The sequence below is a fragment of the Phycicoccus duodecadis genome, assembly GCF_002846495.1.
Lineage (GTDB): Bacteria > Actinomycetota > Actinomycetes > Actinomycetales > Dermatophilaceae > Phycicoccus > Phycicoccus duodecadis.
In genome coordinates this window covers 747805-774595 of sequence record NZ_PJNE01000001.1, presented here as the reverse complement: position 1 = coordinate 774595, position 26791 = coordinate 747805, and the positions used below count along the sequence as shown (strand labels likewise).

General features: G+C 74.3%; 22 protein-coding genes. 18 read left to right on the top strand and 4 right to left on the bottom strand.

Annotation, left to right across the window (positions count from 1 at the left end):
• Window positions 1-2: 2 nt before the first annotated feature.
• From ATL31_RS03500 to mutM, 9 genes are all read left to right on the top strand, one after another.
• Window positions 3-1676, top strand: a complete 1674-nt coding sequence (locus tag ATL31_RS03500; RefSeq protein ID WP_101394552.1) for a DAK2 domain-containing protein — start codon at window positions 3-5, stop codon at window positions 1674-1676.
• The gene (locus ATL31_RS03495; RefSeq protein WP_101394551.1) at window positions 1676-3853 is read left to right on the top strand and encodes an ATP-dependent DNA helicase RecG; all 2178 of its coding nucleotides are present in this window, start codon (window positions 1676-1678) and stop codon (window positions 3851-3853) included. The genes ATL31_RS03500 and ATL31_RS03495 overlap by 1 nt, the downstream gene beginning before the upstream one ends.
• A complete protein-coding gene (gene rsmD, locus ATL31_RS03490; RefSeq protein WP_101394550.1) occupies window positions 3850-4413 on the top strand; it encodes a 16S rRNA (guanine(966)-N(2))-methyltransferase RsmD in 564 nt (187 codons plus the stop codon). Before ATL31_RS03495 ends, rsmD begins: the two co-directional genes overlap by 4 nt.
• A 163-nt stretch (window positions 4414-4576) precedes the next feature.
• Complete coding sequence (locus tag ATL31_RS03485) at window positions 4577-5206, top strand: hemerythrin domain-containing protein (RefSeq protein WP_101394549.1); 630 nt, start codon at window positions 4577-4579, stop codon at window positions 5204-5206.
• 28 nt (window positions 5207-5234) lie between these two features.
• Window positions 5235-5735 carry a pantetheine-phosphate adenylyltransferase gene (coaD, locus tag ATL31_RS03480; RefSeq protein WP_101394548.1) on the top strand — a complete coding sequence of 167 codons (501 nt, stop codon included), beginning with the start codon at window positions 5235-5237 and terminating at the stop codon, window positions 5733-5735.
• Between the two features lie 123 nt (window positions 5736-5858).
• Window positions 5859-6434 carry a YceD family protein gene (locus ATL31_RS03475; RefSeq protein ID WP_101394547.1) on the top strand — a complete coding sequence of 192 codons (576 nt, stop codon included), beginning with the start codon at window positions 5859-5861 and terminating at the stop codon, window positions 6432-6434.
• A 1-nt stretch (window position 6435) separates the two neighbouring features.
• Window positions 6436-6630 (top strand): 50S ribosomal protein L32, encoded by a 195-nt coding sequence (gene rpmF / locus ATL31_RS03470; RefSeq protein WP_101394546.1) that lies wholly within the window; start codon window positions 6436-6438, stop codon window positions 6628-6630.
• Between the two features lie 16 nt (window positions 6631-6646).
• Complete coding sequence (gene rnc / locus ATL31_RS03465) at window positions 6647-7423, top strand: ribonuclease III (protein WP_101394545.1); 777 nt, start codon at window positions 6647-6649, stop codon at window positions 7421-7423.
• A gap of 6 nt (window positions 7424-7429) precedes the next feature.
• A complete protein-coding gene (gene mutM, locus ATL31_RS03460) occupies window positions 7430-8305 on the top strand; it encodes a bifunctional DNA-formamidopyrimidine glycosylase/DNA-(apurinic or apyrimidinic site) lyase (RefSeq protein WP_101394544.1) in 876 nt (291 codons plus the stop codon).
• Here mutM and ATL31_RS03455 read toward each other — a convergent pair.
• Window positions 8277-10235: an acyltransferase family protein gene (locus tag ATL31_RS03455; protein ID WP_101394543.1), complete on the bottom strand. Its 1959-nt coding sequence runs from the start codon at window positions 10233-10235 to the stop codon at window positions 8277-8279. The two genes, mutM and ATL31_RS03455, sit on opposite strands and share 29 nt — an antisense overlap.
• Window positions 10236-10302: 67 nt before the next feature.
• On the opposite strand from ATL31_RS03455, the gene ATL31_RS03450 reads away from it, so the two are divergent.
• The 3 genes from ATL31_RS03450 (at window position 10303) to smc (ending at window position 14727) form a co-directional block, all read left to right on the top strand.
• Window positions 10303-10626 carry an acylphosphatase gene (locus tag ATL31_RS03450; protein WP_101394542.1) on the top strand — a complete coding sequence of 108 codons (324 nt, stop codon included), beginning with the start codon at window positions 10303-10305 and terminating at the stop codon, window positions 10624-10626.
• A gap of 70 nt (window positions 10627-10696) precedes the next feature.
• Window positions 10697-10996: a chorismate mutase gene (locus tag ATL31_RS03445; protein ID WP_101394541.1), complete on the top strand. Its 300-nt coding sequence runs from the start codon at window positions 10697-10699 to the stop codon at window positions 10994-10996.
• Window positions 10997-11154: 158 nt separating this feature from the next.
• Complete coding sequence (gene smc / locus ATL31_RS03440; RefSeq protein WP_101394540.1) at window positions 11155-14727, top strand: chromosome segregation protein SMC; 3573 nt, start codon at window positions 11155-11157, stop codon at window positions 14725-14727.
• Window positions 14728-14817: 90 nt separating this feature from the next.
• On the opposite strand, the gene ATL31_RS17040 is transcribed toward smc, so the two are convergent.
• Together ATL31_RS17040 and lepB are read right to left on the bottom strand one after the other, a co-directional pair.
• Window positions 14818-14949 carry a hypothetical protein gene (locus tag ATL31_RS17040; protein WP_281256250.1) on the bottom strand — a complete coding sequence of 44 codons (132 nt, stop codon included), beginning with the start codon at window positions 14947-14949 and terminating at the stop codon, window positions 14818-14820.
• 124 nt (window positions 14950-15073) lie between these two features.
• A complete protein-coding gene (gene lepB, locus ATL31_RS03435; RefSeq protein ID WP_101394539.1) occupies window positions 15074-15781 on the bottom strand; it encodes a signal peptidase I in 708 nt (235 codons plus the stop codon).
• 211 nt (window positions 15782-15992) lie between these two features.
• Between lepB and ATL31_RS03430 the strand changes: the two genes are divergently transcribed.
• From ATL31_RS03430 to ftsY, 3 genes are all read left to right on the top strand, one after another.
• The gene (locus ATL31_RS03430) at window positions 15993-18734 is read left to right on the top strand and encodes a WD40/YVTN/BNR-like repeat-containing protein (protein WP_101394538.1); all 2742 of its coding nucleotides are present in this window, start codon (window positions 15993-15995) and stop codon (window positions 18732-18734) included.
• A 101-nt stretch (window positions 18735-18835) separates the two neighbouring features.
• Window positions 18836-20785, top strand: a complete 1950-nt coding sequence (locus ATL31_RS03425) for a M13 family metallopeptidase (protein WP_101394537.1) — start codon at window positions 18836-18838, stop codon at window positions 20783-20785.
• 56 nt (window positions 20786-20841) lie between these two features.
• The gene (gene ftsY / locus ATL31_RS03420; RefSeq protein ID WP_425440320.1) at window positions 20842-22041 is read left to right on the top strand and encodes a signal recognition particle-docking protein FtsY; all 1200 of its coding nucleotides are present in this window, start codon (window positions 20842-20844) and stop codon (window positions 22039-22041) included.
• Window positions 22042-22064: 23 nt separating this feature from the next.
• Here the strand turns inward: ftsY and ATL31_RS03415 are convergent, their stop codons facing one another.
• Window positions 22065-22439, bottom strand: a complete 375-nt coding sequence (locus ATL31_RS03415) for a thiol-disulfide oxidoreductase DCC family protein (protein WP_101394536.1) — start codon at window positions 22437-22439, stop codon at window positions 22065-22067.
• A gap of 167 nt (window positions 22440-22606) precedes the next feature.
• Between ATL31_RS03415 and ATL31_RS03410 the strand changes: the two genes are divergently transcribed.
• From ATL31_RS03410 to ATL31_RS03400, 3 genes are read left to right on the top strand one after another with little or no spacing between them, the layout of a single operon-like run.
• The gene (locus tag ATL31_RS03410) at window positions 22607-23989 is read left to right on the top strand and encodes an ammonium transporter (protein ID WP_245861864.1); all 1383 of its coding nucleotides are present in this window, start codon (window positions 22607-22609) and stop codon (window positions 23987-23989) included.
• The gene (locus ATL31_RS03405; protein WP_101394534.1) at window positions 23989-24327 is read left to right on the top strand and encodes a P-II family nitrogen regulator; all 339 of its coding nucleotides are present in this window, start codon (window positions 23989-23991) and stop codon (window positions 24325-24327) included. The genes ATL31_RS03410 and ATL31_RS03405 overlap by 1 nt, the downstream gene beginning before the upstream one ends.
• Before the next feature lie 2 nt (window positions 24328-24329).
• Window positions 24330-26729, top strand: a complete 2400-nt coding sequence (locus ATL31_RS03400; RefSeq protein ID WP_101394533.1) for a [protein-PII] uridylyltransferase — start codon at window positions 24330-24332, stop codon at window positions 26727-26729.
• Window positions 26730-26791: the final 62 nt, after the last annotated feature.

The following is a 26791-nucleotide window of genomic DNA, read 5'->3' as shown; positions in this document are numbered from 1 at the left end:
CCGTGCCCGACGTGTTCACCGCCGACGACGCCCGGCACTGGGCCCTCCTCACCCGGGCGGCCCTCGCGGCCCGCCGCGCCGAGATCGACGAGCTCAACGTCTTCCCGGTGCCCGACGGCGACACCGGCACCAACCTGTACCTGACCCTCGACGGCGCCATCGAGGACGCCACCGCCGCGCTGCGCGCCGACGGCGAGCTCGGCACCGCCGACCTGGTGCGCGAGTGCACGGCGATGCGGCGGGCGGTGCTGATGGCCGCCCGGGGCAACTCCGGCGTCATCCTGAGCCAGGTCGTCGGCGGCCTGTGCGACGTCGTCACCGAACGGCAGGCCACCGAGGTCGACGCGCGGATGCTGGCCGCGTGCCTCGAGCGCGGCGCCGCCAAGGCCCGCGCCAGCGTGGCGCACCCGCAGGAGGGCACCATCCTCACGGTCGCCGACGCGGCCGCCGGCGGCGCCCGGGCCGCTGCCGACGCCGACGGGACGCTCGCCGACGTCTCGGGCGCCGCCGTGGCCGCGGCCCAGGAGGCGCTGGCCGCCACGCCCGAGCAGCTCCCCGCCCTGGCCCGAGCGGGGGTCGTCGACGCCGGGGGAGCCGGCTGCGTGCTGCTGCTCGAGTCGCTGCACCGCGTGGTCACCGGCGCCTGGACCGCCACCGACGACGGCCTGCTCAGCGCGGCCCCGCTCCACCGGCGCGCCGAGTGGCGCGCCGACGTGGACGCGCCCCCTCCGGCGGCGGATGACGCCCGGGACCGGGGCGCCGGCCACGACGGCCCGGCGTTCGAGGTGATGTACCTGCTCACCGGCGCGACCGCCGACTCCGTCGCCACCCTCACGGCCACCCTCGACCGGCTGGGCGACTCGCTGCTGGTCGTCGGCGGCCCGGACCTCTGGAACGTGCACGTCCATGTCGACGACGCCGGCGCCGCGGTCGAGGCGGGCATCCTGGCCGGCCGCCCCGAGCGGGTGCGCATCACCCATCTGGTCTCGCAGCCGGCCGCGCGCGACCAGGTCCTGCCGCTGGGTGTCGTGGCCGGCGCCGCCGGCCCGGGCGTCGCCGCGGTGCTCGAGGCCGCCGGCGCGGTGGCGGTGCCCTTCGGCCCCGGCCGCCGCCCCTCGGCCACCCAGCTGGTCGACGCCGCCCGCCGCACCGGCGCCACGTCCGTGGTCCTGCTCCCGGCCGACGCCGACGGGCTGATGACCGCCGAGATCGCGGCCCGCGCGGCCGCCGGGGAGGGCCTGGAGCTCCACGTCGTGCCCGCCCGCACCACGGTGCAGGCGCTGGCCGCTCTCGCCGTCCTCGACCCCGACCGTTCCGTGCACGCCAACGTCGTGGCCATGACGGGGGCCGCGGTCGCCACCCGCCACGGGGCCGTCACCGTCGCCACCAAGGAGGCGCTCACCTGGGCCGGGGTGTGTCGGCCGGGCGACGTGCTCGGGATCGTCGACGGCGACGTCGCCCTCCTCGCCGACGACCTCGGGGTCGCCGCGCACGACGTCCTCGACCGGATGCTCTCAGCCGGCGGCGAGCTCGTCACCCTCGTCGTCGGCGCGGGTGCCGACACCGCGCTGGCCGACCGCGTGGCCGCGCGGCTCGGCCGGGAGCGACCCGAGGTCGAGGTCGTGGTCATCGACGGCGGCCAGCCCGTCTACCCCCTGCTGCTCGGGGTCGAGTGATGGCCACCGAGTCCAGCCCGCTGCGCCCGATCATCGCGGCCGCCGAGAAGGAGTTCGCGAAGCACCGCGACATCCACACCGTCGGCGACCTGCTGGCGTTCTGGCCGCGGCGCTACCGCACCCGCGAGAGCGACCTGGGCGCGGTGACCCCGGGGGAGTTCCTCGTCGGGGTCGCCGAGGTCAGGAGCGCCTCGACCCGCCCGATGCAGAAGCGCAAGGGCACGATGCTCAACGTCGTCATCACCGACGGCCGGCACGACATCGGCATCACCTTCTTCACGGCGTGGGGCCACGAGAAGGCGCTGGTGCCGGGCGCGCGCGGGATCTTCGCGGGCACGGTGGGCACCTACAACCAGCGCCTCCAGCTCACCCACCCCGGCTACACGATGCTCGACGACTTCGACGCGGGGGAGCGCAAGAGCCTCATCCCCATCTACCGCCGGGTCGGCAAGCTGCACACCTGGACCGTCACCGAGAGCGTGCGGCGCGTCCTCGACGTCCTCGACGACGTCCCCGACGCCCTGCCGCCGGAGGTCCGCGAGCGGCGCCGGCTGGTCTCGCGTATCGACGCCCTGCGCGGCATCCACACCCCCGACTCCCTCGACGAGGTCGAGGAGGCCCGGCGGCGGCTGCGCTACGAGGAGGCGTTCGTCCTCCAGGCCACGCTCGCCCAGCGCCGGCGCGTCTCGGCGGCCCAGGCCACCCGGGCGCGCCCCGGCCGCCCCGACGGGCTGCTGGCCGCCTTCGACCAGCGCCTGCCGTTCACCCTCACCGACGGCCAGCGCGAGATCGGCTCGACCGTGGCCGACGAGCTCGGCCGGGCGGTGCCCATGCACCGGCTGCTCCAGGGGGAGGTCGGCTCGGGCAAGACCGTGGTGGCGCTGCGGGCGATGCTCCAGGCGGTCGACAGCGGCGGCCAGGCGGCCCTGCTCGCGCCCACCGAGGTCCTCGCCGCGCAGCACCACCGCACCATGAGCGGGATGCTCGGCGACCTGGCCCTGGGCGGGATGCTGGGGGGCGCCGAGCACGGCACCCGCGTGGTGCTGCTGACCGGCTCGATGTCCACCGCCGAGCGGCGCAAGGCCCTGCTCGACGTCGTCAGCGGCGAGGCCGGCATCGTCGTCGGCACCCACGCCCTGCTCCAGGAGCACGTCGAGTTCCTCGACCTCGCGCTGGTCGTGGTCGACGAGCAGCACCGCTTCGGCGTCGAGCAGCGTGACGCCCTGCGCGGGAAGGGCGCCACCCCGCCGCACGTCCTGGTCATGACGGCCACCCCCATCCCGCGCACGGTGGCGATGACGGTCTTCGGCGACCTCGAGACCTCGACCCTGCGCGAGCTGCCGGCCGGCCGCGCCCCCATCACCACCCACGTGGTGCCCGAGGAGCGGCCCGGCTGGATGGCGCGGACCTGGGCGCGGGTCGCCGAGGAGGTCGCCGCCGGGCGGCAGGCGTACGTCGTGTGTCCCCGCATCGGCGACGACGACGCGCCCGACGAGGGCGCGGTGCTCGCCGCCCCGGACGCCGACCTCGACCCCGAGGGCGAGGAGGCGCCGGCCCCGCCGCGCCCCTTGAAGAGCGTCACCGCGGTGCACGCCGCCCTGGTCGACGAGCCGGCGCTGGCCGGGCTCACCGTCGAGGTGCTGCACGGCCGGCTGGCCCCCGACGACAAGGACGCCGTGATGGCACGCTTCCAGCGGGGCGAGACCGACGTGCTGGTGTCGACCACCGTCATCGAGGTCGGGGTCGACGTGCCCAACGCCAGCGTCATGGTCGTGATGGACGCCGACCGCTTCGGGGTCTCGCAGCTGCACCAGCTGCGCGGGCGGATCGGGCGCGGCGGCTTCCCCGGCCTCTGCCTGCTGGTCACGGGCACCGAGGCCGAGCCCGCCCGGGTGCGCCTGGCGGCCGTGGCCGCCACCACCGACGGCTTCGAGCTGGCCCGCCTCGACCTCTCGCAGCGCCGCGAGGGCGACATCCTGGGCGCCGCCCAGCACGGCCGCCGCACCCAGCTGGAGTTCCTGCACATCCTCGAGCACGAGGACGTCATCGAGGACGCCCGCGAGGACGCCTTCGCCGTCGTCGACGCCGACCCCGAGCTCGCGGGCCACCCCCTGCTCGCCGCCGCGGTGCAGGCGCGTGTCGACGCCGAGCAGGCCGCCTACCTGGAGCGCGGATGACCCGGGTCGTCGCGGGCACGCACGGCGGGCGCACCCTGCGCACCCCGCCGGGCTCGGGCACCCGCCCCACCAGCGACCGCGTCCGCGAGGCGCTGTTCTCGGCCCTCGACGCCCGCGACGCGGTGCGCGGCGCCCGGGTGCTCGACCTCTACGGGGGCTCCGGCGCCCTGGGTCTGGAGGCCCTGAGCCGCGGTGCGGCCTCGGCCCGGTGGGTCGAGTCCGACCGGCGGGCGGCCGCCACCATCACCGCCAACCTGCGCGCGCTGGGCCTCACCACCGGCCGCGTCCTGCCCGTCACCGTCTCCTCGGCCCTGGCCGCCGACCCCGGCCCGGACGACGCGGCCGACCTCGTCCTCGTCGACCCGCCCTACGACGTGGGGGAGGAGGCGCTGGCCGCCGTCCTCGACCGCCTCGCGGCCGGCTGGGCGGCCCCAGGCGCGCTCGTCGTCGTCGAGCGATCGACGCGCTCGCCCGAGCCGGCGTGGCCGCCCGGTCTCGAGCGGGTCGGCAAGCCCCGCCGCTACGGCGAGACCACGGTCTGGCTCGCCGAGCGCCCCTGACACCTCCACTCATCGTCTGCGTGCGACTTGCACACGCTTCTCGCACCCCGGGGGCTGCGAGAACCGTGTGCAACTCGCACGAGGTCGGATGGGGGGGCTGGGCGCTGTTGAGCCCGTCGCGGCGTCCGCGCAGGTCAGCGCGTCCGTCTGACAGGATGACGGCATGAGCGACTACGACATCTCCCGGCCCGTCAGCGGCGACGTCCTCGAGCTCATCCTCGACGACCACCGCCGCTTCGAGGACCTGCTGCGCGAGTGCCGCCGCACCGACACCGACCGCGCAGCGGCCCGCGCCGCCCTCTCCGAGATCCTCGTCGCGCACGCCACGGCCGAGGAGGAGACGGTCTACCCCGCGCTGCGCCGCCGGGCCGACGACATCACCGAGCACGAGGCCGAGCACGGCGAGGAGGAGCACGCCGAGATCATCGAGGCATTGCTGGCGTTCCTGCAGGCCAAGGGCACCGACACCCAGAAGTACGACGACGCCCTCGAGGACCTCGCCACGGTCGTCAACCACCACTCCAACGAGGAGGAGCAGACGATCCTCAACCCGGCTCGCGAGGAGGTCGCGCTCGAGACGCGCGAGACGCTCGGCGTCACCTGGGCGACCCGTCGCAACGAGCTGCTCGAGCAGGGCTGCGGCTCCGAGGAGCAGGTGGCCGCGCTGCTCGACGAGGCCGTCGCCGAGGGCACCCTCGCCCCGGCGGAGGCCCGCGAGGAGGCCGACGCCGTCAAGGCCGAGGCCAAGGAGAAGGCCTCCGAGATCGAGGACGCCGCCAAGCACGACGGCTGAGCCGGCCCCCGCTTGTAGGGTGACGCGCGTGAGCGAGCGCGTGCGCCGGGCCGTGTGCCCCGGCTCCTACGACCCGGTGACCCTCGGGCACGTCGACGTCGTCGTCCGGGCCGCGGCCCTCTACGACGAGGTCGTCGTCGCGGTGCTGCACAACCCGGCCAAGCAGGGGACCTTCACCGTGCCCGAGCGGGTCGGGCTCGTCGCGGACGCCGTCGCGGCGGCCGGGGTCACCTCCGGCGTCCGGGTCGAGGCGTTCGCCGACCGGCTCCTGGTCGACGTGTGCCGCGACGTCGGCGCGCAGGCCGTCGTCAAGGGCCTGCGCAGCGGCAACGACTTCGCCTACGAGCTGCCCATGGCCCTGATGAACCGCCACCTCACCGGGGTCGAGACCGTCTTCCTGCCGGGGGAGCCGTCGCTCGGGCACGTCTCGAGCTCGCTGGTCAAGGAGGTCGTGCGCTACGGCGGCGACGTCACGGGCCTGGTCCCCGAGCCCGTGCGCCGCGCCCTCGAGGAGCGGCTGCGCGGCTGAGCATCCCGCGCGGCGCGGCCCCCGGGTCGGCGCATTTGGGTGCGACCGCGCCCTCCGGTACCGTTGTCCTTCGGTCTGCGTCCGTGCGGCGTGACCCGAACCGTCCCGACCTCACCGAAAGCCATGACTCGACTCGACCCCCGGTCCCCGTTGGTGCTCGACACCAAGCTCGTGGGCCGGAGACCCGGGTCGATGCACGAGCTGGAGCGTGAGGCGGGAGCGCCGAGCGAGCTCGGCACCGACGTCATCCGCGTCGAGGAGGGGAGCCCGCTCCTGCTCACGCTGCGGATGGAGTCCGTGCTCGAGGGAGTCCTGGTCACCGGTTCGGTGCGCGGCACGGCGACCGGCGCCTGCGTGCGGTGCCTGGACCCCGTCGCCCAACCGGTCGACGGGCGCTTCCAGGAGCTGTTCGTTCACGCCGACCGTCACGACCACCACCTCGCGGTGGGGGACGAGGACGCGGACGAGGAGTACCGGATCGAGGACGGCCTGATCGACCTCGACCCGGTGGTCCGGGACACGGTGGTACCAGCACTGCCGTTCCAGCCGGTGTGCCGGCCGGACTGCCCCGGGTTGTGCTCCGTGTGCGGCCAGCCGCTCGCGGAGGACCCGGAGCACCAGCACGACGAGATCGACCCCCGATGGGCGGCTCTCTCGGCCTTGGCCGAGTCGCCCACGACGACAGAGAAGAGGACCTGACGTGGCCGTTCCGAAGCGGAAGATGTCGCGCTCCAACACCCGCTCGCGCCGCGCCAACTGGAAGGCGACGGTGGTCACCACCACGACCTGCCCGCAGTGCAAGGCGCTCATGCAGCCGCACATCGCGTGCCCGTCGTGCGGCACCTACAAGGGACGCCACTACGGCGTCGCCGAGCGCACCGAGCACCAGGGCTGACCCCGGGTCTCGGGCGATGGGGAAGGGCTCGGCGAGCGCCGACGACCTGGTTCCTCTGCGCCCCGTCTCCGAGCTGGCCGACCACCTGGCAGGGGTCACCGGCGTCGTGGTCGACGAGGCGCTGCTCCGTCGCGCCCTGACGCACCGGTCGTACGCCTACGAGATGGGCGGCCTGCCGCACAACGAGCGGCTCGAGTTCCTCGGTGACTCCGTGCTCGGTCTCGTCGTCACGACCACCCTCTACGAGGCGAACCCCGACGACAGTGAGGGCCAGCTCGCGAAGCTGCGCGCCGCGGTCGTCAACATGCGCGCCCTGGCCGACGTCGGTCGCACCCTCGGCCTCGGCGACCACGTGTTCCTGGGCCGGGGCGAGGAGAGCACCGGAGGCCGCGACAAGGACTCGATCCTGGCCGACACCGTCGAGGCCGTCATCGGCGCCGTCTACTCCAGCGCCGGCATCGAGGCCTCGGGCCTGCTCGTGCACCACCTCATCGACCCCCTCCTGGCCCGCTCGGCCACGCTCGGAGCGGGGCTCGACTGGAAGACCAGCCTCCAGGAGATCTGCTCCAAGCACGGCCTGGGCTCGCCCGAGTACCTCGTCAGCGAGGACGGCCCCGAGCACGCCAAGTTCTTCGAGGCCGAGGTCGTCATCGGGGGCAGGGCCCTCGGGCGCGGCTCCGGGCGCACCAAGAAGAACGCCGAGCAGGAGGCCGCCGCGCACGCGTGGGGGGCCATCCGTGAGAGCCACGAGGCCACCCTCCCCACCGCCGACCACCCCGTCAGCCCCGCGTGAGCCGGGGTGCCTGAGCTCCCCGAGGTCGAGGTCGTCCGGCGCGGGCTCGCCGAGCACGTGGAGGGGCGCGTCCTCACCGGCGTCGAGCTGCGCGGCCACCGCGTCGCCCGCCGCCACGTGGCCGGACCCGAGGACCTCGCGGCGCGGCTGGCCGGGCGCCGGGTCGCCGCCGTGCGTCGCCGCGGCAAGTACCTGTGGTGGGACCTCGAGGACGACCTCGGTCTGCTGCTGCACCTGGGGATGAGCGGACAGCTGCTCGTCGCGGGCCCGGACGCCCCCGACGAGAAGCACCTGCACGCGCGCTTCCGTTTCGGCGACGGCGGCCCCGAGCTGCGCTTCGTCGACCAGCGCACCTTCGGCGGCCTGGTCCTCAGCGACCTCGACCCGGCCGGGGTGCCGCGCACCATCGCCCACATCGCTCCCGACCCGCTCGAGGACGCCTACGACCAGCAGGCCGTCGTGCGCCGGGCCAAGGCCAAGGACAGCGCCGTCAAGCGGGTCCTGCTCGACCAGACCGTGGTCTCGGGCATCGGCAACATCTACGCCGACGAGGCGCTGTGGCGGGCCCGGGTCCACGGCGAGCGCCCCGCCTCGTCGCTGAGCAGGCCGGTGCTGGCCTCGGTGCTCGACCATGCGGCCGAGGTGATGCGGGCCGCCCTCGACCAGGGCGGGACCAGCTTCGACGCGCTCTACGTCAACGTCAACGGCGCGTCGGGCTACTTCGACCGCTCGCTCGCCGCCTACGGGCAGGTGGGCCGGCCCTGCCCCCGGTGCGGCACCCCCATCCGCCGCGAGCAGTTCATGAACCGCAGCTCGTTCTCGTGCCCGCGCTGCCAGCCGCGCCCGCGCCGGCTCAGGGGATCCGCACGGCCGGGAGCGTGACCTTCCGGCCGGTGTGGCGCTCCGAGAGCGTGGCGAAGGCCTGGCGCACGGTGCTGCTGTAGAGGTGGGCACCCCGGATGCTGGGGTGGATGTCGTCGGACTGCAGCATCCCCCGCGTGCCCGCGAGGGCGGCGTCCCAGTCGGCGACCTGGACGTTGTCGCGCCGGGCGACGGCCGAACGCAGCCGGCGGTTGTCGGACTCGGCCCGCGCGTAGCGCCCGTGCACCGTGACGATGACGACCATCCGGTCGGGCCCGATGGCGTCGAGGGTGGCGGCGATGGCCTTCTCGTCGGTGCCGAAGTTGGTGCCGAAGGCGAGCACGACGGCCCGGCGCAGCCCCGGACCACGGTTCTCGACGAGCGAGGGGGCCTGGCTCCAGCGGCGGTTGGAGCGGGCGTCGAGGCGGATGCCGTCGAACCAGTACTCCATCGCGTCGCTGGCGCCCACCAGCATCGAGTCGCCGAAGCCGTCGATCTCCGCGCCGCTGGGCATCGCCCAGGCGGCGGTGTCGGCGGCGGGGGTGCTGGTGCGGGCGGACGGGGCGGCGCTGGGCCGGGTGCCGCCCGGCGTCGGCCCGGCGCTCGCGGTCTGCCGGCTGAGGGCGGCCTCACGCACGACGAGCGACTCCTCGACCGAGCTGCGTTCGGGGGCGGTGAGCAGGACCACCGGCACCGCGACGGCCACCGTCGCGACCACGGCCCAGGCCACCCGCGCCCGGCGGGTGCCCACGGCGCGCAGCCGGCGGGTCAGCCCGGCGAAGGCGCCCCGGACGCCCCGGCGGCGGACGGGGGTCTCGACGAACCGGTACGAGAGGTCGGCGGCGGCGAGGGTGACCAGCACGGCCCAGAGCCGGGTGAGCACGTACTCGGTGCCGCCCGGTGCCACCGGCAGGTCACGCCCGACGACCAGGACCACCGGCCAGTGCCACAGGTAGATGCCGTAGCTGCGGGACCCCACCCAGCGGGCGGCCGGCACCTCGAGCAGGGCCCGCAGCCGCCCGGGCCGCTCGACGACCACGAGGACCAGGGCCGCGGTGGCGAGGGAGACCAGGAGGATGCCGCCGCGGAAGGTCAGGGCCGAGCGCTCGTCGGCCACGACGAACGACCCCAGCAGGACCACCAGCGCGACGGCCCCCACGAGGCGGCGGTGGCGCGCCCACCCGGCGCTGCGGGTACCGGCCCGGGCGGGGGAGGCCAGTGCCAGCGCGAGCGCGGCCCCCACCATCAGGCCCATGGCGTGGGTGTCGGTGCCGTAGTAGACGCGGGTCGGATGCTCGGGGTCGAGGCGCCAGGCCATCGCGAGGGCGCTGGCCGCAGCGAGGGCGCCGACCACGGCCACCCGAGGGGACGGGCGGGCGACCAGCAGCAGGAGGAGCAGGAGGGCGGGCGGCCACAGCAGGTAGAACTGCTCCTCGACGGCCAGGGACCAGAGGTTGGCCAGCAGCACCGGGGAGGTCGACGCGAAGTAGTCGCTGCCCGCGCCGATCTCGAGCCAGTTCGACGTGAAGGTCAGCGCGCCCAGGACCTGGCGGCCGACGCCGACGAGCAGGTCGCCCTCGGCCAGGCGCGCCAGCAGCACCGCCGACGGGACGACCAGGAGCAGCGCGGGGAGCAGCCGCCGCGCGCGCCGGGCCCAGAAGGCGCGCAGGTCGACGCGGCCGGTCTCGCGATGCTCACGCACCAGCAGGGTGGTGATGAGGAAGCCGGACACGACGAAGAAGACGTCGACCCCGAGGAAGCCGCCGGGCAGCCACGTGGGGTCGAGGTGGAAGACGACGACGGCGACGACCGCCAGCGCGCGCAGGCCGTCGAGCCCGGCGAGGCGGCGGGGGCCGTCGCCCGGGGTGAGGTCGCCGGCGGCCGCGGGCTCGCCGCCGGGGCGCCGCACGGTGGCGACGCCGCCCCGCTCGCCTCCGCCGTGCGGCTCCATGCGAACACCGTAGTGACGGGTGGTGACAGTGGGACGGAGGCGCGCGGTGGCCTCCTACAGTGGCCGGGTGAGCACCGAGGGGCCCGTCCGCAGCACCGTCTTCGTCCGCGGGCGGGTGCAGGGGGTGGGCTTCCGCTGGTGGACGCGGGCCCGGGCGCTGGAGCTGGGCCTGGCCGGCTGGGCGCGCAACACCGCCGACGGCCGGGTCGAGGTCGTGGCCGAGGGGGAGCGGGGCGACGTCGAGCGCCTGCTGGCCCTGCTCGGACCGGATGCCGTGGGCCGCCCCGGTGAGGCCGCCGCGAGCGTCGCCGGCCGGCCGGGCGCGGTCGCCGCCACGTCGGTGCCGCTGTGGGCGGCCCCGCGGGGCGAGCGCGGGTTCCGCGAGCGCTGAGCCGGCCCCGGGCGGCTCCCGCGGGCTGGACAGGACTGCCGGGGCGGCCCCCGTTTCCTACGATGGCCGGGTGAGCACCGTCCCCCCGGACCTCGCGCGGCTGCGGTCGAGCATCGACAACATCGACGCCGCGCTCGTCCACCTGCTCGCCGAGCGGTTCAAGTGCACCCAGGCCGTCGGTGAGCTCAAGGCCGCCGCCGGTCTGCCGGCGGCCGACCCCGGGCGCGAGGAGGCCCAGGTGGCGCGGCTGAAGGCGCTGGCCGACGAGTCCGGGCTGGACCCGCGCTTTGCCGAGGCCTTCCTCAACTTCATCATCGCCGAGGTCATCCACCACCACGAGCACATCGCGGGCCGCGCCGGCTCGGAGTGAGCGCGCCCCACGCGCCACATGCACCCCACTGGTCACGGAGGCCACAGACGTCACCGTGGGGGAGCGCAGGTCCCGCCGGTCCCGCGCGGCCCCGGTAACATCGCCCGCGACCCGGACCCGCCCGAGCCCGACCCCGCGAGAGACCACGACAGGCGCGCATGTACCTCAAGACGCTGACCCTCAAGGGGTTCAAGTCGTTCGCCTCGGCGACGACGATGCGCCTCGAGCCCGGCATCACCTGCGTCGTCGGCCCCAACGGCTCCGGCAAGTCCAACGTCGTCGACGCCCTCGCCTGGGTCATGGGCGAGCAGGGAGCCAAGAGCCTGCGCGGCGGCAAGATGGAGGACGTCATCTTCGCCGGGACCTCCGGCCGGCCTCCGCTGGGCCGGGCCGAGGTCAGCCTGACCATCGACAACACCGACGGCGCCCTGCCGATCGAGTACACCGAGGTCACGATCACCCGCACGATGTTCCGCGGCGGCGGCTCCGAGTACGCCATCAACGGCACCTCCTGCCGGCTGCTCGACGTCCAGGAGCTGCTCAGCGACTCCGGGCTCGGGCGCGAGATGCACGTCATCGTCGGGCAGGGCCAGCTCGACACCGTCCTGCGGGCCACCCCCGAGGAGCGTCGCGGCTTCATCGAGGAGGCGGCCGGGGTGCTCAAGCACCGCCGCCGCAAGGAGCGCACGCTGCGCAAGCTGGAGCAGATGGAGGGCAACCTCACCCGCGTCCAGGACCTCACCGGCGAGATCCGGCGCCAGCTCGGGCCGCTGGGGCGCCAGGCCGAGGCTGCGCGCCGCGCCGCCGTCGTGCAGGCCGAGGCGCGCGACGCCCGCCTGCGCCTGCTGGCCGACGACCTCGTGCAGCTCACCGCCGTGGTCGAGAAGGAGGAGGCCGACGAGACCGCCCTCCTCGAGCGTCGCCGCGCCGTCGAGGAGGCGCTCGCCTCGGTACGGGCGAGGGTCGCCGAGGTCGAGGCCCGCGCCGCCGAGGCCGCCCCCGAGCTCGGCCGCGCCCAGGACCGGGTCGTGCGGCTGCAGAGCCTGCGCGACCGCCTCGAGTCCACGGCGTCGGTCGCCGCCGAGCGGGTGCGCCTGCTGTCGCAGGACGAGGAGCACGAGGCCACCTCCGGGCGCGACCCCGACGAGCTGCGTGCCCAGGCTGCCCGCGCCCGCGAGGCCGAGGAGCTCCTGCTGGCCGAGGTGGCCGAGACCACCGAGGCCCTCCAGGACGCCGTGGCCGAGCGCGAAGCCGCCGAGGCCGCCTTCACCGCCGAGCAGCAGCGCCTCGCGCGACGGGCCCGGGCCGCCGCCGACCGCCGTGAGGGCCTGGCGAAGCTCGCCGGCCAGGTGGGCGCCCGCCGCAGCCGCATCGAGGCGGGGGAGGCCGAGATCGGCCGCCTGCGCGCACTGGCCGCCGAGGCCCGCCAGCGCGCCACCGAGGCCGAGCGCGAGTTCGCCCACCTCGAGGGCGGCATCGCCCACGAGGAGGAGGGCGAGGAGGGGCTCGACACCCGCTACGAGACGGCGGCCGCGGCCCTCGCCGCGGCTGAGGCCGAGATCGTCGCGCTCCAGACCGCCGAACGCGAGGCCGAGCGCGACCGGTCGTCGGCCCAGGCTCGCCTCGAGGCGCTCGAGATGAGCCTGCGCCGCAAGGACGGCGCCGCCACCCTGCTCGAGGCCGCCGACGACGAGCACGGGATCATCGGCACCGTCGCCGCACTCCTGCACGTGCGCGGGGGCCACGAGGCCGCCGTCGCCGCCGCGCTGGGCTGGGCCTCCGAGGCCCTCGCGGTCTCCTCGGCCGACGCCGCCGCGGCCGCCTTCTCCACGTTGCGCGAGCAGGACGCCGGCCGCGCCTCCCTGCTGGTGGGCGCCACCGCGGTCCCGGCCGACCCCGGCTCGTGGCCCGACCTCGGCGGCGACGCCGTGTGGGCGCGCGACGTCGTGGAGGCCCCCGACACCGTGCGTCCCGCCGTCGAGCAGCTGCTCGAGCGGGTGGCGCTGGTGCCCACCGCCGCCCACGCGCTCGCCCTCGTCGACCGCCACCCCGGGATCACCGCCGTCACCGCCGACGGCGACGTCCACGGCCCTGGCTGGGCCCGCGGCGGCAGCAGCGCCGGGGCGAGCCTCCTCGAGGTGCAGGCCGCCGTCGAGGAGACCCGCACCACCCTCGACGAGGCCGGCGCCCGCGTCGAGCGCAGCCGTTTCGCCCTGGCCGCCGCCCGCGAGCGCGAGCGGGCCGCGGCCGACGACGTCGACGCGGCGCTCGAGGCCCTGCACGAGTCCGACGCCCGGATGGCCGCCGTCGCCGAGCGTCTCGGGGCCCTCGGCGCCTCGGTGCGCACCTCGTCGGCCGAGGCCGAGCGGGCGGAGCGGGCGATCGCCGCGGCCCGCGAGAACCTCGAGAGCGACCGGGTCGAGCTCGAGGCCCTCTCGACGCGCCTCGCCGAGGCCGAGGAGCAGCCGGCCGACGACGACACCGACCCCAGCACCGACGAGCGCGACCGCCTCGAGCTCGAGGCCAGCCGCGCGCGCACCGCCGAGACCGAGGTCCGCCTCGCCCTGCGCACCACCGAGGAGCGGGCCCGGGCCCTGAAGGGCCGCGCCGACTCGCTCGAGGGAGCCGCCCGCAACGAGATCGCGGCCCGCGAGCGGCTGCGTGAGCGCCGCGAGCGGCGCCGCCGCGAGGCCGAGGTCGCCGCGGCCGTGCACGAGGCCGCCGGCTGGGCCGGCCACCGGGTGAGCACCGCCCTCGCGCGGGCCGCCCTCCTGCGCGACGCCGCCGAGACCCAGCGGGCCGAGCGCGACCGGGTCGCGGCCACGCTGCGCACCGAGCTCACGGGCGTCCAGGACGAGCTGCGCGACCTCACCGATGCCGCCCACCGCGACGAGATGGCCCGCGCCCGCCAGCTGGCGCGCATCGAGCAGCTCCAGGCCCGTGCCATCGAGGAGCTCGGCATCGACCCGGACGTCCTCACCGCCGAGTACGGGCCCGACCGGCCCGTGCCGCACGTCGCGGGCCCCGACGACGACCCGGCCGCCGTGCCCGAGCCGGTGCCCTACGTCCGCGAGGACCAGGAGAAGCGACTGCGCCGCGCCGAGCGCGCCCTCGGCCAGCTCGGCCGGGTCAACCCGCTCGCGCTCGAGGAGTACGCCGCCCTCGAGGAGCGCCACACCTTCCTGACGACCCAGCTCGAGGACCTCAAGCGCTCCAAGCGCGACCTGCTCGACATCGTCAAGGAGGTCGACGAGCGGGTCGAGCAGGTGTTCACCGAGGCCTACCGCGACACCGAGCGGCAGTTCGAGCGCGTCTTCGAACGCCTCTTCCCCGGCGGCGAGGGCCGGCTGGTGCTCACCGACCCCGACCACATGCTGACCACCGGCATCGAGGTCGAGGCGCGGCCGCCGGGCAAGAAGGTCAAGCGGCTCTCGCTGCTCTCGGGAGGCGAGCGCTCGCTGGTGGCCGTGGCCCTGCTGGTGGCCATCTTCAAGGCACGGCCGAGCCCGTTCTACATCATGGACGAGGTCGAGGCCGCGCTCGACGACACCAACCTCGGCCGCCTCATCACCCTCTTCGAGGAGCTGCGCGACTCCAGCCAGCTCATCGTCATCACCCACCAGAAGCGGACCATGGAGGTCGCCGACGCGCTCTACGGCGTCTCGATGCGCGGCGACGGCGTCACCACGGTGGTCAGCCAGCGTATCCGCGACGTCGCCGCCACCGCGTAGCGCGGCCCGTCCTCGGCCGGCACGGCGAAGGGACCGGACACCCGTGGCGGCCGGCCCCTTCGTCGGGTCAGGGGTGTCCCCCCAGGTGAGCTACTTCGACGCGGTGCAGCAGGCGTAGCACGGGCCGCACTTGATGACGAAAGCGTTGGCGGGAACCGTGGTCGCGACCACGGTCCCCACCCCCAGGATGGTGATGGCGGCGATCCGAGCGACCTTCTTCATGGGGTTTCCTTTCGTTGGAAGTGCCCGGGACGCTACTCCCGGCTCGGGCGATCCGCCTGTCGAAGGGACCGGCGGCTGACGGCGCCCCGACCCCCGACCGGCTCGGCGGTCGGGGCGGCTGGGGTCAGCGCGGGATCGCGCCGACGTCGCCGGGCGGCCAGAACCGCAGCACGACCGGCCCGACGACCCGGTCGAACGGGACGAAACGGGCGCACTCCTGCCCGTCGGTGGCACCCCGGCAGCCGATGACCGAGTCGGCCGACTGGGAGCGGTGGTCGCCGAGGACCAGCAGGTTCTCGCGCGGCACGGTGATCTCGGGGAAGCAGCGCGTGGAGCGCGGCGACGACGAGCAGTCGAGGGTGCCCGGGACGAACGGCAGGTCCTCGAAGACGTAGGGCTCGACCAGCGGGCGGTCGTCGACGGTGACCGCGCCCCGGTCGGTGCAGCACGCGACGTGCTCACCGGGCAGGCCGATGACCCGCTTGACCGTGTACGAGGTGTTGCTCGGCCCGATGCCGACCACGTCGCCCACCGCCCGCAGCGCGCGCTCCAGCGGGTTGGCGGCCGTGGGGAGGTGGCGGTCCTGCCACTGCGCCCCGTGCCCGAACACCACGACGTCACCGCGGTCGAGCGTGTGGTCGAGCCGGTTGACGAGGATGCGGTCACCGATGTGGAGGCTGTTCTCCATCGACTGCGACGGCACCCCGAAGGGCTTGACGAGGAAGGCCTGGACCAAGGCCACCCCGAGGACGGCGACGACCACCTCGGTGAACCACGGGAGTCGACGCCGACGCTGGGGGGGCTGGCGCCTGCTGGCGCCGGCATCGGTCACGGCGTCACCCTAACCGTCGGGGCCGACGGGGCGCGCGTCCGCCCGCGGCGCCTGCGACATACCGAACCTGTTGGAATCCTGAGAAGTCGCTGTCAGAGCGCCGGCAACGACCCCTTCGGATCCGTGCGGGAGACACGTACGGTGCCAACCGGATGCCGACCGGCACCCGTCGTCTGCTGCGCAGGGCGCAGCGTCTGCCGTGAGGACCCTCATGCGAGACAACACATCCCATCGCCGCCGGCGCATCATCGCCGGCGTCGTCGGCACGGGGCTCGTCGCCTCGGCCGGCCTGGCCTTCGCGGGCCGTGGCGAGCTGAACGAGCAGTGGCTGAAGTTCCAGTGGCGCGACCGCCACTACAACGCGGCCGTCATGGAGAAGGCGCTGATGATCGCCGGGGGGAATCCCGCCGAGGTGCAGAACGAGTCGCGCGAGGCGGTCACCATCGCCGAGCAGTTCGCCCAGGCGCGCACCGCGCCCTCGGGCATCGTCGACTCCTCGGCCTACAGCAACGCCTACAGCCAGATCAGCGGCCTCCCGAGCGTCGGCGGCACCTGGAACGAGGTCACCAAGACCCCGTACAACGCCGACGACCCGCGCTACCGCGACTGGTACTCCAACTCCAGCGGGGGCGCCGGTCTGGTCACCGGCCGGATCACCGGCCTGGCGGCCGACCCGGCGGGCAAGTACGTGTACGCCGCGGGCGCCGACGGTGGCGTCTTCCGCAGCACCAACGCCGACGTCGCGGCCAAGGGCGCCGGCAGCACCGCCCTCAAGCAGTCGGCCGACCCGGGGTGGGTCCCCATCGCCGACCAGCTGCCCTCGCTCTCCGGCGGCGACCTCGAGCTCGCCAAGGACGGCTCGCTGTGGTTCTCCACCGGCGAGGCCAACACCGGCGGTACCTCCTACGTCGGAGCCGGGGTCTACCGCCTCGCCTCCCCGCGTACCCGCGCGTTCGCTACCACCGACAAGGTCGGCGGCAACGAGCTGAACTCGACCACCATCGGCCGTATCCGCCCCGGCGGTGACGGCAAGGTCTGGGCCGCCACCAACCGCGGCATCTGGTACCACTCGGGCTCGACGACCTCCGGCGCGTGGACCTTCGCGTTCGCGCCCAACATGGACTGGATGCCCGCCATCCCGGAGGCTGGTATCTCCGCGGGAGCCAACTGCAAGAAGAACATCGACTGCGGCCCGACCAACGCGGCGTACAAGAACATTGTCAACGACATCGCCGTCGACCCCCGCAACCCCAAGCACGTGGTGGCCGCGATCGGCTGGCGCTCGGGTGACACCTACAACGGGTTCTACGAGACCGACGACTACACCACCGGCCCCAGCGGCTGGCACAAGGTGACCCCGGTCAAGGGCCAGATCCCGAACAACAACGACATCGGCTACACGACGTTCGCGTTCAGCAAGAAGGGCGACCGCCTCTACGCGATCGTCCAGCAGCCGAGCAAGATCGCCGGCTCGAGCAGCCTGATGGGCATCTTCGTCTCCAAGCAGGGCAAGCCCCAGGGGCCGTGGCAGAAGATCGCCGACGCCGCCGAGCTGCGGAACAGCGGTTCGGCCCTCTCCGGCGGCTACGACGTCGGTGTCCAGGCCTGGTACAACCAGTTCCTCACCGTCGACCCGAACAACGCCGACCACGTCTGGGCCGGTCTCGAGGAGGTCTTCGAGACCAAGAACGGTGGGGCCAGCTGGAACACCCCGTCGCCGTACTGGAACTTCTACTTCCCGTGCTGGGACATCTCGGACGCGAGCAACTCCTGCCCGCTCGCCGGGCACCCCGACCAGCACTCGGTCGCGGTCGGCGGCAAGAACGTGTTCTTCGGCAACGACGGCGGAGTCTACCGACGCCCCGTCAACGGCAGCGACGACGCCAACAAGAACGCCACCGACCTGGTGTCGCTCAACGACGGCACCAACGACTCCCTGCAGTACTACTCGGTCTCGGTCGGCAAGGACCTCACCACCGGTGGTGGCGTCGTGGTCTCCGGTGGCCTGCAGGACAACGGCGTCTCGAACCTGTTCCACGTCAACCAGGACGGCTCGAACGACGACCCGGCCGGGATGATGGGCAGCAACTTCGGGGGTGACGGGGCCGACGGCTTCGCCGACCCGCGCAACGGCTGCAACCAGGTACAGGGCTACGTCTACCTGTCGATGAAGGTCACGAACAACTGTGCCGCCAACAAGGGCGCGCTGTCCGAGGCCGAGGCGTCGTCGCGGCTGCTCGACCCGAACGACCCGAACCCCCGGTTCATCGCTCCGGTCGACCGCGACCAGGTGAAGCCCGACAACGCGATCTTCGGTGGCCAGTACGTTTACACCGTCGACAACGTGTGGCAGGCCCAGGACGCCAGCGCCGTCAAGAAGGTCTTCGACAACGGCGCCGGGCACTCCTCGACCGCCGTGGCGATGGCCGACGGGGCCGGGTACGCCGCGTGGTGCGGGCCGTGCAACAACGCCGACTTCACCCGCGGCATCTCGACCAACGTCCAGACCGACGGCACCATCGGTGCCTGGCGCCAGCTCGACGTCTCGAAGCTGCCTAACCGGTACATCGCCGGGATGTGGGTCGACCCGACGTCGGGCAGCCACGCGCTGGCCGCCATCAACGGGTTCTCCCGCCGGTTCACCGAGGGCCCCGGCGTCGGGCTCGGACACCTCTACGAGACGAAGAACGCCGGTGAGACCTGGACCGACGTGTCCGGCAACCTGCCCGACGTCCCGGCCAACTCGGTGAAGGTCCTGTCCGACGGGGCCACCGTGGTGGGCAGCGACCTGGGCGCGTTCTACCGTCCCTCCGGTTCCAAGGACTGGAGCCGTCTCGGCACCGGCCTGCCTCTCACGGTCGTCATGGACCTCGAGGCCGGCCCGGACGGCAACCTCTACGCCGCCACCCACGGGCGCGGCATCTGGAGCATCGCGGTCCCGGCCACGAGCTGAGCTCCGCATCGCACCGACGGCGCGGTCCGCATCCTGCGGGCCGCGCCGTCGGCGTGCTGTGGTCGAATGAAGGTCACCCCGACAACGAAGGAGCCGCCCCGATGAAGTCCGGCATCGACACCGCCGCCATCGACGCCAGCGTGCGCCCCCAGGACGACCTGTTCGCCCACGCCAACGGCACCTGGCTCGCGACCACCGAGATCCCCGACGACCGCGGGCGCTACGGCACCTTCGACGTCCTGCGCGAGGCCGCCGAGGAGCACGTGCGGGCGATCATCGACGAGGTGGCCGCCGGCTCGCCGGCCCCGGGCACCGTGGCGGCCAAGGTCGGTGACCTGTACTCCAGCTTCATGGACCACGAGCGCGTCGAGCGCCTCGGCGCCGAGCCGCTGGCGGCCGACATCGAGCGGGTCACGCAGGTGCGCGACGCCTCCGGCGTGCTGGCCCTGCTGGGCTCGTTCGCTCGCGACGGCGTCGAGGGGCTGGTCCAGCCCTACGTCAACACCGACGACCGCGACCCCGACCGTTACGTCGTCTACCTCGAGCAGGCCGGGATCGGGCTGCCCGACGAGTCGTACTACCGCGAGGAGCAGTACGCAGACCTGCGGGCGGCCTACACCGCCCACGTCGGCCGGATGCTGTCGCTGGTCGCCTGGCCGGGGGCCGAGGCCGCGGCCGAGCGGGTGATGGCCCTCGAGACCCGCATCGCGGCCGGCCACTGGGACAAGGTGAGCAACCGCGACCCGGTGAAGACCTACACCCTCCTCGACGGCGACGGCCTGCGCCGGCTCTGCCACATCGACTGGCCGGCCTACCTCGAGGGGATGGGCGCCCCCGAGGGGGCGTTCGCCGCGGTCGTCGTCCGCCAGCCCGACCACCTCCGCTCGGTCGAGGCCGCGCTGGCCGAGGTCCCGGTCGAGACCTGGCGCGACTGGCTCGTGTGGCAGCTGGTGCACGCGCACGCTCCCTACCTGTCGTCGGTCTTCGTCGACGAGAACTTCGACTTCTACGGCCGCACCCTCTCGGGGGTGCCGACGCTGCGCGAGCGCTGGAAGCGTGGCGTCGCGCTGGTCGAGGGCGCCCTCGGCGAGGCCGTGGGCCGCCTCTACGTCGAGCGCCACTTCCCTCCGCACGCCAAGGAGCGGATGGTCGAGCTGGTCGCCAACCTGGTCGAGGCGTTCCGGCAGAGCCTGTCGTCGGTGCCGTGGATGGGGCCGGCCACCCGGGCCGAGGCCCTGGCCAAGCTCGACCGGTTCACCCCCAAGATCGGCTACCCCGACGTCTGGCGTGACTACAGCGCGCTCGAGGTCGAGCCCGGCGACCTGCTGGGTAACGTCAAGCGCGCCACCGCCTTCGAGGTCGACCGCAACTTCGGCAAGCTCGGCGCCCCCGTCGACCGGCACGAGTGGTTCATGACGCCGCAGACCGTCAACGCGTACTACAACCCCGGGATGAACGAGATCGTCTTCCCGGCGGCCATCCTCCAGCCGCCGTTCTTCGACGTCGAGGCCGACGACGCCGTCAACTACGGCGGCATCGGCGCCGTCATCGGCCACGAGATCGGCCACGGCTTCGACGACCAGGGCTCGCAGTTCGACGGCCGCGGCGAGCTGCGCGACTGGTGGACCGAGGAGGACCGCACCGCCTTCCAGGCGCGGGCCGACGCGCTCATCGCGCAGTTCGGCGCGCTCGAGACGCGCGACGCCCCCGGCCGGCCCGTCAACGGCGCCCTCACAGTCGGCGAGAACATCGGCGACCTCGGCGGCCTCACCATCGGGTACTCCGCCTACCGCATCGCCCTCGGCGGCGAGCCCGCTCCCGAGCTCGACGGCCTCACCGGCGCCCAGCGCTTCTTCCTGGGCTGGGCCCGGGTGTGGGGCGGCAAGGCCCGCACCGCCGAGGCCGAGCGCCTGCTGGCCATCGACCCGCACAGCCCGATGGACCTGCGGGCCAACGCCGTGCGCAACCTCGACGAGTTCCACGACGCCTTCGGCGTGCTCCAGGGCGACGGTCTCTACCTGGCTCCCGACGAGCGGGTGCGCATCTTCTGAGCGAGACCGGGGCGCCGGAGTTGGGTGCGGCGCCCCGGCCTTGACAGGATGACGGGGTGACCGAGTCGCTCATGACCTACGTCGGCATCGCCGTCGCCATCCTCGTGGTCGTCGGGGGGGTGATCCTGGGGCTGCTGCGCGGGCGTGGCCGCTCCTCCGTCGAGGACGAGCGTGAGGCGCCGCCGCTGCCGGGCTCCCCGGGCCCCAGTGACGCCGACCTCGCGCCCGACGGCGCGATCGGCACCATCGAGCACCCCGGCGAGGTCGTCGAGGAGGAGCCCGAGGTCGTCGCGGCCCCCGCTCCGGCCCCGGCGCCGACCGTCGAGACCCCCGAGGCGCCGGCCGGCCGCCTGCGCCGGCTGCGGGCCCGGCTGGCCCGCTCGAACTCCGCCCTGGGCAAGGGGCTGCTCGCGCTGCTCGCCGGCGGCTCGCTCGACGACGCGGCCTGGGAGGAGGTCGAGGACACCCTCCTGGCCGCCGACCTCGGCGTCGCCGCGACCACTGAGCTCGTCGCCGCCCTGCGCACCCGGGTCGCCGTCGAGGGCGCCACCGACGAGGCGGGCGTGCGCCGGATGTTGCGCGAGGAGCTGCTGCGGCTGGTCGACCCCGCGATGGACCGGTCGCTGGCCGACGAGCGCGTCGACGGCCGGCCGGCCTGCATCCTGGTCGTCGGTGTCAACGGCACCGGCAAGACCACCACCGTGGGCAAGCTGGCCCGCGTGCTGGTGGCCCAGGACAAGGACGTCGTGCTGGGGGCGGCCGACACCTTCCGCGCCGCCGCCGCCGACCAGCTCGAGACCTGGGGCGGCCGGGTGGGGGTGCCGACGATCCGCTCCGAGCGCGACGGTGCCGACCCGGCCGCCGTCGCGTTCGACGCGGTGAAGGCCGCGGCTGAGCTCGAGGCCGACGTCGTCATCATCGACACCGCGGGGCGCCTGCAGAACAAGGTCGGCCTGATGGACGAGCTCGGCAAGGTCAAGCGCGTCATCGAGAAGCAGAGCCCCGTCGACGAGGTGCTGCTGGTCCTCGACGCGACCACCGGCCAGAACGGGATGCGGCAGGCCGAGGTGTTCGGCGAGGTCGTCGGCATCACCGGCATCGTGCTCACGAAGCTCGACGGCACCGCCAAGGGCGGCATCGTCGTGGCCGTGCAGCGCGGGCTCGGCGTGCCGGTCAAGCTTGTCGGCCTGGGGGAGGGGCCGGACGACCTCGCGCCCTTCGACCCCGAGGCGTTCGTCGACGCCATCCTGGACTGAGCGTCACCCCCCGGGGTTCGGGGTCAGAGCGAGCAGGCGGGCGTCCCCCCGGGCAGCCGGCTGCGGTGCGCGGCCACCCAGCGGTAGGCCACCCCGGCCAGGGCGTTGACGCCCGGCGCCAGCAGCACGGTGCCGGCCGGCCGCACCCACCCCCGGCACGAGCGCAGGCATCGGGCCACGGCGTCCTGGGCCGAGGACACCTGCCCGTCGGCGCCGACCCACTGGAGGGCCTCCGCGCACCGCTCCGGCGTCAGGCCGTACGCGGGCAGGTCGGCCCGCTGCCACGGCAGCACGGCGAAGTCACCGGGGGAGCGGCGCAGCCGCTCGACCACGCCGACCGCGCTCGTGCAGAAGGCGCAGTCGCCGTCGAAGAGCAGGACGGGGCGCGGTGCGGTCATGTCCACAGGGTCGCACGCTCGCCGGGTCTCACCATGCGGGACCATCCCGGCCGCGAAACGCGATGCTTACCCGGGGAGCGGTCTCGAAACATCGGCGTAACCCGACGCGGCGAGGGGCGAAACCGGGCCGCAGGACAGTACTGGCCATGAGCACGACACTCTTCCCCATGGCAGAGGCGGCGGAGACCCTCGACTACGCGTCGACCGGCTTCGTCATCATCTGCGCGTCCCTCGTCCTTCTCATGACCACCCCCGGTCTCGCCCTCTTCTACGGTGGTCTGACCCGGGCCAAGTCGGTCCTGAACATGATGATGATGTCCTTCGGCGCCATGGGCGTCGTGGGGGTCGTCTACATCCTGTGGGGCTACTCGATGTCCTTCGGCACCGAGAACCTCGGCGTCATCGCCAACCCCTTCCAGAAGTTCGGCCTCGCTCACATGGAGCCGATCTACAACAGCTTCGGCTACGAGGGCTACGGGAACATCCCCGAGCTCGCGTTCGTCGCCTTCCAGCTGACCTTCGCCGTCATCACCGTGGCGCTGATCAGCGGCGCCGTCGCCGACCGCGTCAAGTTCTCGACCTGGCTGGTCTTCGCCCCGATCTGGGTGACGTTCGCGTACTTCCCGATCGCCCACATGGTGTGGGGCGGCGGCATCCTCGGCGCGGCCGGGAACAGCATCTCCGGAGTGCTGTTCGGCGCCACCGACGGGGCGGCCGACGTCGCGCCCATCGACTTCGCGGGCGGCACCGTCGTCCACATCAACGCCGGTATGGCGGGCCTGGTGCTCGCGCTCGTCGTCGGCACCCGCGTCGGCTTCGGGAAGATCCCGATGCGCCCCCACAACGTGCCGCTCGTCATGATCGGCGCCGGCCTGCTGTGGTTCGGCTGGTTCGGGTTCAACGCCGGCTCCGAGCTCGCCCCCGACGGCACCGCCGCCCTGGTCTGGGTCAACACCACCGCCGCCACCTGTGCGGCCATGATCGGGTGGCTCCTCGTCGAGAAGCTCCGCGACGGCCACGCCACCTCCGTCGGCGCCGCATCCGGCGTGGTCGCCGGCCTGGTCGCCATCACGCCCGCCTGCGGCGCCCTCTCGCCCGTCGGCTCGATCATCCTCGGCGTCGTCGCCGGTGGCCTCTCCGCCCTCGCGGTCGGCCTGAAGTACCGCTTCGGCTTCGACGACAGCCTCGACGTCGTCGGCGTGCACCTCGTCGCCGGCCTCTGGGGCACCATCGGCGCCGGCCTGCTCGCCACCTCCACCGGCCTGTTCTACGGTGGCGGCATCCGGCAGACCATCGTCCAGGTCATCGTCGCCCTGGCGACCGTCGTCATCTCGGGGGTCGTCACCCTCGTCATCGCCCTGGCCCTCAAGGCGACGATGGGCTGGCGCGTCTCGGAGGACGTCGAGGTCTCCGGCATCGACCAGGACGAGCACGCCGAGTCCGCCTACGAGCTCGCGACGCGCGGCGGCCGGATCGGCGGGGCGTCGGTGCCCGCACCGGCCCGCACCAACGTCAGCGACCAGAGCCACGACCTCGAAGGAGCCAAGTGATGAAGCTCGTCACCGCCATCATCAAGCCGCACCAGCTCGACGAGGTGAAGGAGGCCCTCGAGGCCTTCGGCATCCAGGGCATGACCGTCAGCGAGGCCCAGGGCTACGGCCGCCAGCGTGGGCACAGCGAGGTCTACCGCGGCGCGGAGTACACGGTGGACTTCGTCCCCAAGACCCGCCTCGAGGTGCTCGTCGACGACATGGACGCGAGCTCCGTGGTCGACGTCGTCCTCAAGGCGGCGCAGACCGGCCGCATCGGTGACGGGAAGGTCTGGGTGACGGCCGTCGAGGACGTCGCCCGGGTCCGCACCGGAGAGCGCGGGGTCGAGGCGATCTGAGGATGGCGACCTCCTCGAGCGACATCGGCTCCCGGAGGCTCGACCTGGCCGGCACCCGCGACTTCGCCGTCGCGGGGGCCGGCCGGTCGCGCCGGGCGGCCCTGTCGGCCTTCAACCGCGAGTGGCTGGCCGAGGTGTGGGCGGCCGCGACCGGTGGGGCGCGCCTCGAGGGGGTCGCCCTCGCCGCCGTCGGCAGCCTGGGCCGCGCCGACGCCGGGCCGCTGTCCGACTACGACCTGGTGCTGCTGCACTCCGAGCGGTCGATGCCGGCCAAGGACCTCACCGCGCTGGCCGACCGCGTCTGGTACCCGATCTGGGACGCCGGGGTGCGCCTCGACCACAGCGTCCGCACCGTCACCCAGTGCCGGCAGGTCGCGGCCTCCGACCTCACGGCCGCCGTGGGCCTGCTCGACCTGGCCCATCTGGCCGGTGACGAGGACCTCGTGGCCGCGGCCCGCTCCACGGTGGCCCACGACTGGCGCGGCAACGCCCGCAAGCGGCTGCCGCAGCTGGTCGAGGCGCTGGCCGCGCGGCACGCCCGCCAGGGCGACCTCGCGCAGTCGATCGAGCCCGAGCTGAAGGAGTCGCACGGCGGTCTGCGCGACATGACGGTCCTCACCGCCCTCGCGGAGGCCTGGCTCGCCGACCGGCCGCACGGCGGGGTGGATGCCGCCCACGCGCTCCTGCTCGACGTGCGCGACGCCGTGCACGTGGTGACCGGTCGGGGCCGCGACCGGCTCGGCCGCGAGGACCACGACGCGGTCGCCGCGCTGCTCGGCCACACCGACGCCGACGACCTGCTGACCGCCGTCTCGGACGCGGGCCGGACCGTCGCCTACGCCCTCGACGGCACCGTGCGCCGCGCCGGGCAGTCGCAGCGCGCTCGCACCCTGCGGGTCGGCCCCCGTCGCCCGCAGATGACTCCGCTCGGCCACGGCCTGTTCGCCAGCGACGGCGAGGTCGTGCTGGGCTCGTCGCGCCTGGCCGAGACCGACGCCACCATGCCGCTGCGGGCCGCCGTGGTGGCCGCCCGCGCCGGCCTGCCCATCGCGCCCGCGACGCTCGACAACCTCGCGGCCGGCGCGCCCGACCTCCCCACCCCGTGGCAGGCGCCCGCCCGCGACCTGCTCGGCGACCTGCTGGCCTCGGGTGGCGGGCTCGTCACGGTGTGGGAGGGGCTCGACCAGGTGGGCATCGTGGAGCGGTGGCTGCCCGAGTGGGCCGCCGTCCGCTCGCGCCCCCAGCGCAACGCCGTGCACCGCCACACCGTCGACCGGCACCTGGTCGAGACCGTGGTGCGGGCCGCCGGCCTGGTGCGCCGCACCTCACGCCCCGACCTGCTGCTGGCCGCGGCCCTGCTGCACGACATCGGCAAGGTCCGCGGCGCCCACGACCACTCCGTCACCGGCGCCGAGACCACCCGCGTGGTGGCGACCCGCTGGGGCTTCGCGCCGCACGACGTCGAGGTCCTGGTCACCCTGGTCCGCGAGCACCTGACGGTCATCGAGCTCGCCACCCGCCGTGACCACCAGGACCCCGCCACCGTCGACGCCGTCGTCGCCGCGGTCGACGGCGACCGCGAGGTCCTCGAGCTGCTGCTGGCCCTGACCGAGGCCGACGCCTCCGCGGCCGGCCCGTTGGCCTGGACCGACTGGCGCGCCACCCTGCTCGACCAGCTGGCCGTCGCCGCCCGCGCCCGGCTCGACGCCCCGCGCCCCGTCACCGACCCGGTAGCCCCGGTCGAGGACCCGACGGGCGGCGGCCACCTCGACCAGGGCCTGGCGGCCTCCGTGCGGGCCGGGGAGCCCGACGTGCGCGTCGTCTCCGGCGGCGGGTCGCACCGCCTCGACATCCTCGACCTCGACCGGGTGGGGCTCTTCGCCGACACCGCGGGCCTGCTGGCGGCCGAGGGGCACACCGTGCGCACGGCCATCCTGCGCACCGTCGACGGCGTGGCCGCGAACGAGTGGCACGTCGAGTCCCCGAGCGGCGCCGTGCCCGACCCCGAGCGGATCGTGCGCGGGCTCTCCCGGCTGGCCCGCGGTGACCGCACGCCGCTGCAGACCCTCGACCGGCGGCGCGCCCACCTGGCCCGGCCGTCGGGGGAGTCGGGTCTCGGCTCACCCGGGCAGGCGCGGGCCCTCGTGGTCCCCGGTGCCAGCTCGGAGGCCACCGTGCTCGAGGTGCGGGCCCAGGACCGGCCCGGGCTGCTGCACGAGCTCGGTGTCGCCCTGGCACGGGCCGGCATCTCGGTGCGCTCGGCCCACATCGCCACCTACGCCGGGCAGACCCTCGACACCTTCTACCTCACCGGTGCCGACGGGCGGCCGCTGCCCCCGGCCCGGGTGGGGCAGGCCGTCAGCCTCGTCATCGACACCTGCGACGGCGTCACCCCGGGCTGACCCCCCCTGACCCACCCCGAACGTGTGTGAAGAGCGTCGGCATCCCGACGTTCTTCACACAC

Coding starts and splice junctions, on each gene's coding strand:
- ATL31_RS03405 (WP_101394534.1), top strand. CDS start 23,989: ATGAAGCTCGTCACCGCCATCATCAAGCCGCACCAGCTCGACGAGGTG.
- ATL31_RS03410 (WP_245861864.1), top strand. CDS start 22,607: ATGGCAGAGGCGGCGGAGACCCTCGACTACGCGTCGACCGGCTTCGTC.
- ATL31_RS03430 (WP_101394538.1), top strand. CDS start 15,993: ATGCGAGACAACACATCCCATCGCCGCCGGCGCATCATCGCCGGCGTC.
- ATL31_RS03455 (WP_101394543.1), bottom strand. CDS start 10,235: ATGGAGCCGCACGGCGGAGGCGAGCGGGGCGGCGTCGCCACCGTGCGG.
- ATL31_RS03495 (WP_101394551.1), top strand. CDS start 1,676: ATGGCCACCGAGTCCAGCCCGCTGCGCCCGATCATCGCGGCCGCCGAG.
- rnc (WP_101394545.1), top strand. CDS start 6,647: ATGGGGAAGGGCTCGGCGAGCGCCGACGACCTGGTTCCTCTGCGCCCC.
- ATL31_RS03400 (WP_101394533.1), top strand. CDS start 24,330: ATGGCGACCTCCTCGAGCGACATCGGCTCCCGGAGGCTCGACCTGGCC.
- ATL31_RS17040 (WP_281256250.1), bottom strand. CDS start 14,949: ATGAAGAAGGTCGCTCGGATCGCCGCCATCACCATCCTGGGGGTGGGG.
- rsmD (WP_101394550.1), top strand. CDS start 3,850: ATGACCCGGGTCGTCGCGGGCACGCACGGCGGGCGCACCCTGCGCACC.
- ATL31_RS03485 (WP_101394549.1), top strand. CDS start 4,577: ATGAGCGACTACGACATCTCCCGGCCCGTCAGCGGCGACGTCCTCGAG.
- ATL31_RS03415 (WP_101394536.1), bottom strand. CDS start 22,439: ATGACCGCACCGCGCCCCGTCCTGCTCTTCGACGGCGACTGCGCCTTC.
- ATL31_RS03425 (WP_101394537.1), top strand. CDS start 18,836: ATGAAGTCCGGCATCGACACCGCCGCCATCGACGCCAGCGTGCGCCCC.
- smc (WP_101394540.1), top strand. CDS start 11,155: ATGTACCTCAAGACGCTGACCCTCAAGGGGTTCAAGTCGTTCGCCTCG.
- ATL31_RS03475 (WP_101394547.1), top strand. CDS start 5,859: ATGACTCGACTCGACCCCCGGTCCCCGTTGGTGCTCGACACCAAGCTC.